Source organism: Piscinibacter sp. (genome assembly GCF_050175855.1).
Taxonomy (GTDB): Bacteria; Pseudomonadota; Gammaproteobacteria; order Burkholderiales; family Burkholderiaceae_C; genus Piscinibacter.
The window spans coordinates 1-11,105 of the sequence record NZ_JBFXIO010000145.1; the positions used below are offsets into that span (position 1 = coordinate 1).

Here is an 11,105-nt window from a genome sequence, read left to right on the forward strand (position 1 = left end):
CGACGAGGCTGGAACCCACCAGCCCCGCTCCGCTGACCCGGAAGAAGTGCCTCCGGTTCATGTCCATCTTGTCGGTTCTCCTGCGGGCTCGCGGCCCGGCGAACGAACGCCTGCGTCACGGCAGAGCTGCAGGGATTGGAACCGAGGCGACTGCGCAACCCGATGCCCGCGAACCCTTATGAATCGCGGTGCACAAGACCTCTCGCGAGGCGATGCGACAAGCTGTCGCGTGCCGTGCCGAGGGCGCGGCGCAGGCGTTCACGCACCGTGCGACAACTTGTCGCGCCCGGGTCTCAGGGTTTGCGGGCCGTGATCAGCCGCTGCACCAGCGGATGGGCGACCTTCTTCTCCGAGCCGATCGCCCAGAAATGCTCCTCGACGCCTTCGCATGCGCCGATGCGCCGCACGCCATAGCGCTCGACCAGATCCTCGTGGACCATCGCGGCTGCGGGAAAGACGCCGAGCCCGCCGGCGCCGAAGGTCTTGAGCATCGCGCTGTCGTCGAACTCGCCGACGACCATCGGCCGGATCTCCTCGCGCTCGAACCACTGGTCGATGCGCTGGCGCACCGCCGCCTGCGCAGTGGGCAGCAGCACCGGCACGCGCTCGAGCGACTGCGGGAAGCCGCGGCGGGCTGCGGCCTGCAGCGAGGGCGGGGCATACCAGGCGAAGCCCGAGGCGCCCAGCGCGTGGCTGTACAGCTTGATGTTCGCGTTCAGCGGCGCCGCCTGGTCGGCCAGCACCAGGTCGAGCCGGTGCAGGGCCAGGTCGGCGAGCAGTTCGTCGAAGGGCGCCTCGTGACAGCGCAGGCGCAGCCGCGGCTCGCCCAGCATCGGCTGCATCAGCGCGCGCACCACCAGCTTGGGCAGGCCGGCGGCGATGCCCACCCGCAGCCGCACGCCGGGCGTGGTGGCGGCGTCACGCACGGCAGCGGGCAAGGCCTCGCCGAGCTGGAAGATCAGGTCGGCCTGGCGCAGCGCCGCCTGCCCGGCCTCGGTGAGCGCCAGGCCGCGGCCGGCCGGCTTGAGCAGGGCATGGCCGAGCGAGCGTTCGAGCTCGCGCACCTGCGCGCTGACCGTCTGCACGGCCATGCCCAGCCGCGCGGCGGCGCGCGCCATGCCGCCTTCCTTGGCCACGACCCAGAAGTAGTACAGGTGCCGGTAACTGAAGTTCAGGCTCATGCTCAGTTTTTAACTGAACGACGATCACGGATTGTCTGCTTTGACCGAAGACCCTCGGCACCTATCTTGGAGCCACGCTTCAACTCCGATGGAGGTTCCGCGATGCAAGTGGTTTTCGAGTCCCGCGATCCCGAGGCGGCCCGCCTGCGCGAGCTGGCGGTGCACCGCGTGCGCTTCTCGATGCGCCGTCTGGCGTGGTGGGTGCCGCGTGCCAAGGTGATGCTGTCCGACATCAACGGGCCGCGCGGCGGCGTCGACAAGCGCTGCCAGGTCGAGCTGCGCACCGACGGCGACCGCACGGTGGTCATCACCGCCATCGCGCGCGACTGGCGCAGCGCGATCGACAACGCGCTGGCCCGCGCGGTGAGAGCACTGGTGCGCATGCTCGCCCGCGGCCGTGCCAGCACCCAGCGCGCGCAGCCCGCGGCCGGCCGCACCACCGCTGCGGAGCTGTCGTGATGCGCCACTACCCCCGCAACAGCCCGCAGGCCGCGGCGCGCATCGTGGCCCTCACCGTGCTGGCCGACGGCCACCTCGCGCCGGCCGAGCTGCAGGTGCTGGAACGCAGCCACGCCCACGATCGCCTCGGCCTCGCGCGCGCGGAACTGCACGCCGTGCTGCATGGCTTCTGCGAAGACCTGCTGCTCGGCGCGCACCTGGCCTGGGGCGATGCCTGCCGGGTCGACCCGCGCACGCTGTCGCAGCTGCTGGCGGACGTCGATGATCCCGATCTCCGGCAGACGGTGCTGCAGCTGTGCCTGGACATCGCCCAGGCCGACGAGCACATCGCCGAAGGCGAATCGGTGGTGCTCGAGGCGGTGGTCGAGCACTGGGGGCTGCATCGGACGATGTTCGCCCGCGAGGACGCCATGGCGGCGCTGGCGCCGGGCTGAGCGCGCGGCTCAGGCCGGCGCGGCGACCACCTTGGCGGCCAGCAGGTCGTCGATCTCGGCCTCGCCATAGCCGAGCCCTCGCAGCAGCGCGCGCGTGTCCTCGCCGATGGACGGCGGGGCCTCGCGCACCGCCAGGCGCTGGCCGTCCAGCGTGATCGGCAGCAGCGGCGCGCGTGTCTCAAAGGCCCGCCCGGCCGAGCTCGCGTCGGCCGGCACGGCCAGCGGCGCGAGGCCGCCGGTGGCTTCCAGGTGCGGATCGTCGAACAGTTCCTCGGGCCGCGTGATCGGCGCATAGGGCAGGGCGTGGGCCTCGAAGCGAGCCGCCAGCTCCGCAGCGCCGTAGGCCGCGAACCGCTCGCGCAGCAGCGGCAGCATCCAGCTGCGCGCCTGCACGCGCTCGTTGTTGCTGGCCAGGCGGGCATCGGCCAGCAGGTCGTCGAAACCGAACTCGCGGCACATCGCCGCCCACTGGGTGTCGGAGACCGCGGCGAGGAAGACCTGCTCGCCGCCCTTCACCGTGAAGACGTCGTACACCGCCCAGGCGCTGATGCGCGAGGGCATGGGCGCGGCCGGCCGGCCGGTCACCGCATGCTGCAGCATGTGCTGGGCGACGAGGAAGACGTTGTTCTCGAACAGCGCGCTGGCCACCTCGCCGCCTTGCCCGGTGTGCTCGCGGCGCAGCAGCGCGGCGAGCGCGCCGATGGCGCCGAACATGCCGCCCATGATGTCGTTGACGCTCGCGCCGGCGCGCAGCGGCCGGCCCTCCGGGCCAGTCATGTAGGCCAGGCCGCCCATCATCTGCACGACCTCATCGAGCGCGGTGCGGTGCTCGTAGGGGCCGGCGAGGAAGCCCTTGTGCGAGACGTGCACGAGGCGCGGATTCAGGCGGCGCAGCATGCCCGCGCCGAGGCCGAGCGCCTCCATCGTGCCGGCCTTGAAGTTCTCGCTGAACACGTCGGCGCCGGCGACCAGGCGCAGCACGATCTCGCGGCCACGCGGTGTCTTCGCGTCGACTGCCAGGCTCTTCTTGTTGCGGTTGAACATCGGGAAGAAGCCGGCGCCCGAGCCGATCAGCCGGCGCGTCGCGTCGCCGGCCAGCGGCTCGACCTTGATCACCTCGGCACCAAGGTCGGCGAGGATCATCCCGCAGGTCGGGCCCATCACCATGTGGGTGAACTCCACGACGCGCAGGCCGGCAAGGGGAAGCGGGGCGGGTTCGTTCAAGGCGGGGCCGTCAGTGCCAGTCGACGAGCTCCATTGTCAGCGTTCCGCCGGTGAGGAAGGTCGATTCGGCCGGCTCTTCGCGTACCAGCTTGACCAGGCCCACGCCGGCGCAGTACCACTCGGTGGTGGTCAGCGCCATGTCCTTCCAGCCGACCACCGGGTCGGCGAACAGGCGCAGCGCCGCGATGCCCTTGACGCGCACGCAGTTCCCGAACGTGCCGGCGCGTACGGCCACGGCCTCGCCCACCGCCTCGATGCTGTAGTTCATCGGCACCGCCGGGTGGCTGTGGCGGATCTCGCGCGGGAACTCCTGGCGGCGCTGCAGCAGGTAGGCGGTGGTGGTGCTGCGCCAGCTCGTGCCCACCGCCACCGGCGTCTTCAGCACGTAGCGCGGCTCCTTGTCGGCCTCGGGCTCGTCCTGCAGCTCGCTCTTGGTGGCGACGCGGTAGACGCCGCTGGCGTCGCTCCTCAGCCAGTAGTCGACGCCGCTGTCGCTGCGCCGCCGCCAGGCGTCGCCGGAGGGCAGCGTGTCGCGGCCGAGCGTCTCGATCACGCGCGGCTCGTGCTCGACGATGTTGTTCTCCCACTCGGTGGTGATGTCGTAGGCCCAGCGGTGGCCCTTGGCGAGCGGGAAGAGGGAGTCGTCGTGCGGCGCGCCGCAGGCGGCCAGGAGCGCGGTGGCAAGCAGGGCGAGGCGTTTCATGTCCCGGGCGTCACTTCTCGGGCAACTGCGGCACCGGCAGGTCGCGGATCTTCACGTTCTGCTCGTCGCTGCCCGGGCGCAGCCAGGAGAAGCCTTTCGGCCCCGTCTTCGGCTCGGCCGTGCCCATCTGGCTGATGCCCTGGCGCACCTTCTTCATGCCCTCGTTGAGCAGCGCGTGCAGGTCCTTCTGGTAGGGCAGCCGGTAGGCGCGCGGTTGCGCGGCGGGCTTGCCGTCCTTCAGCTCGTTGACCCACACGTACAGCGCACCCTTGGTCTTGGCGCCGGGCTCCTCGATCACCGCGGCCAGCAGCACGAAGCGCTCGGGCAGCGCATCGCGGCTGGGCAGGCCGGCGATGCCGTGCAGCGCGTCGTCGGCGTAGAAGTAGAAGCCGGTCACGCCGATGACCAGCAGGCCCTTGAGCCACGCCGGCCAGCGCGACCACAGCAGGGCCAGCGCCGCGAGCATCACGAGCGCGGCAAAACTCAGCACGACGGCAGTCGTCATAGGCGTTGTGTCATAGGCGTTGTGTCACAGGCGTTGCACCAGGGTCTTGGGCAGGGTGTTGACGTTGGTCACCGCGCCGTCGGGCAGCACGGTGAAGCGGGCAGCGGTGGCCTCGTCGCCCTTGCGGGCGAGCGCGGCGGTGCCGTAGAAGACGACCTCGGCGCGCGGGTTCACCTTGATCACCGAGACGGTCGCCTCCACCGGCTGCCCATCCTTCGAGTCGTAGTAGTGCAGGTTGACGGTGTATTCGCCCGGCGCGATGCCGCGGATGGTCACCACCTCGGTGTTCAGCGGGTTGGCCACCTGCTTGCCGTTGACGACGATGATGTCGTTGGCCATGCCGCGGTCGTCGCGGTCGAGGTGCATCAGCCCGGCCTCGCGGGCGCGGAACCACACCAGGTTGCCGGCCGGATCCTGCACCCAGGTGTCGATGTCGTTCGGGTTCATGTCCGGCCACGACACGTTGACGATGTACTCGGCCTTGGAAGGGATGTCGCCGGCCTTCAGCGCCTTCGGGTTCATCGCCAGCAGCGCGATGATGAAGCAGAAGACGAAGGCGATCAGCATGTTGAACAACATGTCGTAGAACGGATCGACCTCCGCCTCGCGGGCAAAGCGCTTGCGCGGCATCGCGTGCTACCGGCTCAAGCCGTGCTGCTGCGCGTCGGCGACGATCGCATCGGCAAATCGATCGAGGCGCGTGAGCTGCAGGCCGAGCAGGATGTTGCCCACCAGGCCGACCATCGTGGTCAGCAGCGCCACGCCCAGGCCGGTGGTCAGGCTGCGCAGCAGCTCCTGCGACTGCGTGGCATCGAAGTTCTGGATCTGGCCGATCTCGATGGCGAGGATGGAGAAGCCGATCACCTTGCCGAGCAGGCCGAGCTTGAGCTGGATGCCGTTGACCCACCACGCGGTGTGGTGCGGCCCGTGGGTGCGTTCGAGCAGCAAGTCCAGCGGCGCGGCGGCGTCGCGCGGTGCGCGGTCGAGCGCGGCCCAGTAGTCGGCCGCCCAGCCCTGCGCCGTGCCGCCGCCGCGCGCCGCCTCCAGCCAGCGGCGCTGCTGCTGCAGCTCGCGCGAGCGCGCGCCGCACCACAGCGTGGCCGCGGCGAACACGACGATGATCACCAGCGTCAGGCCCGTGGGGTCGGAGCTGAGCAGCAGGCCCCACACGCCGCGGCCGCCGAGCAGCCAGGTGGCGAAGGCGAGCAGGCCGGCCAGCGTGGCCCACTCGAGCCAGATCGGCTCGATGCCGGACAGCGCGCTGCGTGGGGCCGCCGCCGTGCGCATCACAACTCGATCTCCATGCCTTCCTCCAGGCGAGGGTCGCCGTCGTCGAGGTGCACGAGCACCGTGCACCGTTCGCCGGCCCCCGGCTGCGCCGCCTCGCGCGGGCAGGCCGAGGCGTTGACCAGCAGGCAGTCGGCGTCGGCCATCCAGGGCAGGGCGCCGTTGCCGTTGCCCGGTGCGAAGAGCAGCCGCTGGCCGTCGCCGAGATCTTCGACCAGCACCGCGATGCTGTCGCCGACCACGGCTTCCTGCCGGTGCGGCGAGTACGGCGCTGCCCAGCCGCCGTCGTCCACCGCCACGCAGCGCAGCGAGGCGGCGCCGTCGACGTGGAACTCGGCGCTGCGCACGTCGCCGGCCACCGGCAGCGGGTGCCAGCGCAGGCCGTGGCCGCAGTCGTCGAACTCACTCGTCGGCAGGCGCGCTGTGAGTTCCTCGAACACGCTGGGCGTGGCGTACAGCGCCATCGTCCGGCCGTGGCGCAGCACGGCCAGGCTGTGCAGATGCTCGAGCCGCGCGTCGAGCATCACCAGGCCGGCAATCCGGCCTTGCGCCGCGGCCGCCTCGATCAGCGGGTGGCCGGCGGTCTGCGGCGAGGCGTTGAGCAGCAGCCAGCGCTGCTCTTCGCCGCACACGGCGGCGGCGCCGGAGCCGAGCACGAGAATCTTCATGCACAGCCAGGCTGCAAGAGGCATGCCGCGCGACTTCAGGTGTTCAACACGAGCGCGCTGTTCCACCGGGGAGCAATCGCCGCAGGGGCTGGCACAGGGTTCTCCCTCGGTGCGCCGCCGGTGACGCACGATCGCTCAGCCGCCCTTGTTCCAGCGCAGCTTGCGGTAGATGGTGTTGCGGCTGATGCCCAGGCGCTTGGATGCCTCGGAGATGTTGCCGCCCGCGGCTTCGAGCGCGGCGCGGATCATGTCGATCTCGATCTCTTCGAGCGTGCGGTTCGGCGGCGGCACCGGGGCGACGGGCGCCGGCGCGGCCACCGGGGCCACCACCGGCGCCGGCGCTGCGGCGAGCGGCGGTGCCATCACCGGTGCGCTGTGCAGCACCGCGCGCGGCGGCAGGCTGCGCACATCCTCGAGGAAATCGTCGGACAGGTGCGCCTCGGTGATCTGACCTTCGCCGCAGGCCATCACGGCGGCGGTGCGCAGCACGTTGGCGAGCTGGCGGATGTTGCCGGGCCAGTGGTAGCGGCCGAGCAGGTCCATCACGCGCGGGCCGATCTCCGGCGCGCCCTGCGGGCACTCGCCCTGCAGGATGCGCCGCGCCACCACCGCGAGGTCGCTGCGCTCGCGCAGCGGCGGCAGCTTCAGCACCAGGCCGTTGAGGCGGTAGTACAGGTCCTCGCGGAACTGCTGCTTCTCGATCATCTCGCGCAGGTTGCGGTGCGTCGCGCCGATCACCGCGATGTCGACCGCGATGTGCTTGTGGCTGCCCAGCGGCGTGACCACGCGCTCCTGCAGCACGCGCAGCAGCCGTGCCTGCAGTGCCAGCGGCATGTCGCCGATCTCGTCGAGGAACAGCGTGCCGCCGTTGGCCTGCACGATGCGGCCGACCGCGCCCTTGCGGCGCGCGCCGGTGAACGCGCCATCCTCGTAGCCGAACAGCTCGGCCTCGATCAGCGACTCGGGGATGGACGCGCAGTTCACCGCCACGAAGGGCTGCTTGGCGCGGTTCGACTCCTGGTGCACCGCGCGGGCCAGCAGTTCCTTGCCCGTACCCGTCTCGCCGAGCACGAGCAGCGGGATGTCGCGGTTGATGATGCGGCGCACCTTCTGCACCACCGCCTCGATCTGCGCATCGCCAGTCTGCAGGAACTGCAGCCCGGCCGGCGGCTTCGGCGCGGACTGTGCGCTGCCGGCCGTGGCCGGCAGGGCCGCCCGCTCCTCGCTCTTCGCTGCGCTGTCGTCGAAGCCCTCGGGCAGGCCGCCGAATACGCGCCGGCCGGCCCAGTCGATGCGCGCGCTGACGTGGAAGTGCAGGCCGTTGGGCAGGCTCAGCTTCATCGGCACCGGCAGCGGCGTGCGGAAGTGGTCGTGCACCGCCGCCACGGTGGTGCCGAACAGCGTGGTCAGCGTGTGGCCGCGCAGCGAGATGCCGGTCATCGCGAGCTGGTCGAGCGCGCTGCGGTTGGCGCCGAGGATCTTGCCGTCGGCGCCGACGACGATGATGCCCTCGAGCAGCGTGCCGATGAACTCGGCGCGGCTGTGGAAGTGCAGGCGCAGCCGGTTGCTGTAGTCGTCTGAGAGCCAGTGGTTCTCGATCATGCGCGCCGACATGCGCACCAGCCCCATGGTGTGCTGGTGGTAGCTGCGGTGATCGCCCGAGACGTCGAGCACGCCGAGCATGTTGCCGCGCGGGTCGAAGATCGGCGCCGCCGAACACGTCAGGAAGTGGTTGGCATGCATGAAGTGCTCGTCGGCGTGCACGAGCGTGGGCCGCTCCTCGAACAGGGCGGTGCCGATCGCGTTGGTGCCCTTGCTCTGCTCGGCCCAGTTCACGCCCGGCGACAGCGCCACCTTGCCGGCGCGCTCGAGGAAGTCGTCGTCGCCCACCGCGTGCAGGATGGTGCCCTGCGCGTCGGTCAGCACGATCATGCTCTCGGTGTCGACGATCTGCTCGAGCAGCATCTCCATCACCGGTGCGGCATGGGCGAACAGGCGCTGGTTGCGCTCCTTGGCGACGTTGAGGTCGCTGCGCATCAGCGGCGAGTAGTCGGGCCGCTCGATGCGCGTCAGGCCGAGGGCGGCGCAACGCTCGTGCGACTGCTGGATGAGGTCGACGTGGCCAGGCTTGCGCTGCGTCGCTGCCGTGGCCGTGTCGGGGCTGCTCCAGCCGCGTGGGCCCGGGTTCCTGCTCGTGGGCATGAGGGCTGTTCCATTGCCCGCCCGATCGGCAGGCTGTCTCCGTTGTGATCTGTGACGGGCGGCGAGTCCCGTCGGTCGCGACTGTGGGACAAGCCGGGCGGCTTGTCCATTGGGGGCCGATGCGGACAGCCCCGGTCCCGGTGTTCGCGTTTGCAACACCTGCGGATGGCACAGCGTTTGCAGACGATGAGCATAGTTCAAGACGAGCCTCAAGGAGACAAGCTCATGCCTTCCATCCGTTCCCGCTACCGATTCCTGCTCAACGCCGCACTGCTCGCGGCCGCCGCCTTTCATGGTTCCGCCTGGGCCCACGGCGACGTCACGCCGCAGGCGGTCGATACCAGCAGCCTGCCCAAACTCGGCGACGACTGGCGCGGCGAGAACCCGTTCCGCAAGAACGAGGCTGCCATCAAGGTGGGCAGCTCGGCCTATAACCAGAACTGCGCCCGCTGCCACGGCCTGGAGGCCATCTCTGGCGGCATCGCGCCCGACCTGCGCAAGCTCGACAACGAGTGCGCCACGCTGAAGGACGACCGCAAGAAGGCCGCCTGCGTGAAGGACATCGACGACTACTTCGCCGGCAGCGTTCGCCGCGGCAAGGTGCGCAACGGCGCGGTCTACATGCCGCCGTTCGAGGGCATCCTCAACCAGGAGGCGGTCTGGTCGATCAAGGCCTACCTCGAGACCCGCCGAGAGAAGCCGCTGTGATGCGCCGCCGCGAGCTGATCGCTGCGGCGGCAGTGGCCGCGCTGCCGGGCGTGCTCTCGGCCACGCCGCTGGACAAGGTAAAGAGCCGCGGCGCGCTGGTGGTGGCGGTCTACAACGACATGCCGCCGTTCCACGTGAAGGGCGCCGGCATCGACGTGGAGCTGGCGCGCGCGCTGGCCGAGTCGCTCGGCGTAAAGCTCTCGCTGCTGCCGTTCTCGGCCGACGAGAACATGGACGACGACCTGCGTCACATGGTCTGGCGCGGCCACTATCTCGGCTTCGGCCCGGCCGACGTGCTGCTGCACGTGCCGGTGGACCGGCCGCTGATGCAGGGCAACCCGCAGGTGAGCATCTTCGGGCCGTACTGGCGCGAGCGGGTGGCCATCGCGCGCCGGCTCGATGTGCTGCCGACGCTCGATTCGCTCGCCCAGCTCGCGGGCAAGCCGGTGGCCGTGCCTGGGCAGTCGCTGGCCGGCTGGCTGCTGATCGGCGCGGAAAGTGGAGCGTTGCGCGACACCCTGCAGACGAAGTGGAAGGACGGCGTCGAGGCCGCGCAGGCGCTGCAGCGCGGCGACGTGCCGGCGGCGGCCGGCATGCTCTCCGAGCTGCAGTCGGTGCTGCGCGGCGACGAGCGCTTCGCCATCGAGCCGCTGCCTTCGCCGCGCGCGCCGAAGGACGGCTGGGCGGTGGGCATGGCGGTCAAGAAGGACGCCACCGAGCTCGCCCAGGCGCTGCAGGGCGCCGTCAACCAGCTCGCCGCCAGCGGGCAGATGGCGGCAATCTTCGCCAAGTCCAACCTCGCCTGGCGCCCGGCGTGATCGTGCCGGCTCCAGCGATGTGACGCGCTGGAGCATTTCCTAGGGTTTCTCCCAAATGGTGCCTCGCGCTCGCCCTGCGCAAGCTATGCAAGTGCGTGCATAGCAGGCTCCCGCGTCACGCCCACCCACCAAGGAAGCTCCACATGCAGAAGACGCTCCACATCAACCCGGAAAAGTGCACCGGGTGCCTCCAGTGCGAGATGGCCTGTTCTTTCGAGAACTACGGCACCTACGCCACGGCCAAGTCGCGCATCAAGGTGTTCGACTTCCATCACACCGGCCGCAAGGTGCCGTACACCTGCACGCAGTGCGACGAGGCCTGGTGCCTGCACGCCTGCCCGGTGGAGGCGATCACGCTGGACAAGCTGACCGGCGCCAAGGTCGTCAACGAGACCACCTGCGTGGGCTGCAAGGTCTGCACGATCAGCTGCCCGTTCGGCACCATCAACTACGTACAGGAGACCGGCAAGGTGCAGAAGTGCGACCTGTGCGGCGGCGACCCCGCCTGCGCGACCGCCTGCCCGACCGGCGCCATCACCTACGTCGATGCCAACTGGACCGGCCTGAACAAGATGCAGGCCTGGGCCGACAAGCTCGGCAACCAACCCGCCGCGTAAGAGGAGAGCACACATGTCCTGGGCTGGAAAGATCCTCCGCGTCGACCTGACTGCCGGTACCGTCAAGTCGGAACCCCTCAACATGGACTGGGCGCGCGCCTATCTCGGCTCGCGCGGCCTGGCCACCAAGTACATCGTCGAAGAGGTCGACCCCAAGGTCGATCCGCTGGCGCCGGCCAACAAGCTGATCTGGGCCACCGGCCCGCTGACCGGCACGATGTCCTCCACCGGCGGCCGCTACACCGTCGACACCAAGGGCCCGCTGACCGGCGCCAACGCCTGCTCGAACTCGGGTGGCT

The 11,105-nt window shown here is 70.3% G+C and carries 14 protein-coding genes; 6 read left to right on the forward strand and 8 right to left on the reverse strand.

The features are described 5' to 3' along the window. Positions 1 to 293: 293 nt before the first annotated feature. Complete coding sequence (locus AB7U92_RS12625) at positions 294 to 1,181, reverse strand: LysR family transcriptional regulator (protein ID WP_428577100.1); 888 nt, start codon at positions 1,179 to 1,181, stop codon at positions 294 to 296. Between the two features lie 102 nt (positions 1,182 to 1,283). Here AB7U92_RS12625 and AB7U92_RS12630 point away from each other — a divergent pair, with 102 nt between their 5' ends. Continuing rightward, positions 1,284 to 1,640, forward strand: a complete 357-nt coding sequence (locus AB7U92_RS12630; protein WP_428577102.1) for an HPF/RaiA family ribosome-associated protein — start codon at positions 1,284 to 1,286, stop codon at positions 1,638 to 1,640. Continuing rightward, entirely contained in the window at positions 1,640 to 2,074 is a 435-nt protein-coding gene (locus tag AB7U92_RS12635; protein WP_428577105.1) for a TerB family tellurite resistance protein, read from the forward strand. Before AB7U92_RS12630 ends, AB7U92_RS12635 begins: the two co-directional genes overlap by 1 nt. Before the next feature lie 9 nt (positions 2,075 to 2,083). On the opposite strand, the gene AB7U92_RS12640 is transcribed toward AB7U92_RS12635, so the two are convergent. The 7 genes from AB7U92_RS12640 to AB7U92_RS12670 form a co-directional block, all read right to left on the reverse strand. Then, entirely contained in the window at positions 2,084 to 3,298 is a 1,215-nt protein-coding gene (locus AB7U92_RS12640; RefSeq protein WP_428577108.1) for a CaiB/BaiF CoA transferase family protein, read from the reverse strand. Positions 3,299 to 3,308: 10 nt separating this feature from the next. Then, positions 3,309 to 4,001 (reverse strand): hypothetical protein, encoded by a 693-nt coding sequence (locus AB7U92_RS12645; protein ID WP_428577111.1) that lies wholly within the window; start codon positions 3,999 to 4,001, stop codon positions 3,309 to 3,311. 10 nt (positions 4,002 to 4,011) lie between these two features. Beyond that, on the reverse strand, positions 4,012 to 4,506 hold the full coding sequence (locus tag AB7U92_RS12650) for a hypothetical protein (RefSeq protein ID WP_428577113.1): 495 nt from the start codon (positions 4,504 to 4,506) through the stop codon (positions 4,012 to 4,014). Between the two features lie 24 nt (positions 4,507 to 4,530). Then, a complete protein-coding gene (locus AB7U92_RS12655; protein WP_428577116.1) occupies positions 4,531 to 5,136 on the reverse strand; it encodes a hypothetical protein in 606 nt (201 codons plus the stop codon). Between the two features lie 6 nt (positions 5,137 to 5,142). Then, positions 5,143 to 5,793: a hypothetical protein gene (locus tag AB7U92_RS12660; protein ID WP_428577118.1), complete on the reverse strand. Its 651-nt coding sequence runs from the start codon at positions 5,791 to 5,793 to the stop codon at positions 5,143 to 5,145. Beyond that, complete coding sequence (locus tag AB7U92_RS12665) at positions 5,793 to 6,461, reverse strand: hypothetical protein (RefSeq protein WP_428577121.1); 669 nt, start codon at positions 6,459 to 6,461, stop codon at positions 5,793 to 5,795. Before AB7U92_RS12665 ends, AB7U92_RS12660 begins: the two co-directional genes overlap by 1 nt. Before the next feature lie 135 nt (positions 6,462 to 6,596). Then, on the reverse strand, positions 6,597 to 8,663 hold the full coding sequence (locus AB7U92_RS12670) for a sigma-54-dependent Fis family transcriptional regulator (protein ID WP_428577124.1): 2,067 nt from the start codon (positions 8,661 to 8,663) through the stop codon (positions 6,597 to 6,599). 225 nt (positions 8,664 to 8,888) lie between these two features. Between AB7U92_RS12670 and pedF the strand changes: the two genes are divergently transcribed. The 4 genes from pedF to AB7U92_RS12690 form a co-directional block, all read left to right on the forward strand. Continuing rightward, positions 8,889 to 9,371, forward strand: a complete 483-nt coding sequence (pedF, locus tag AB7U92_RS12675) for a cytochrome c-550 PedF (protein WP_428577126.1) — start codon at positions 8,889 to 8,891, stop codon at positions 9,369 to 9,371. After that, a complete protein-coding gene (locus tag AB7U92_RS12680) occupies positions 9,371 to 10,189 on the forward strand; it encodes a substrate-binding periplasmic protein (RefSeq protein WP_428577129.1) in 819 nt (272 codons plus the stop codon). Before pedF ends, AB7U92_RS12680 begins: the two co-directional genes overlap by 1 nt. 143 nt (positions 10,190 to 10,332) lie before the next feature. Beyond that, positions 10,333 to 10,806, forward strand: coding sequence for a 4Fe-4S dicluster domain-containing protein (locus AB7U92_RS12685; protein ID WP_428577132.1), 474 nt, complete (start codon positions 10,333 to 10,335; stop codon positions 10,804 to 10,806). A gap of 13 nt (positions 10,807 to 10,819) precedes the next feature. Further along, on the forward strand, positions 10,820 to 11,105 hold a 286-nt coding region (locus AB7U92_RS12690), incomplete at its 3' end, for an aldehyde ferredoxin oxidoreductase N-terminal domain-containing protein (RefSeq protein WP_428577133.1).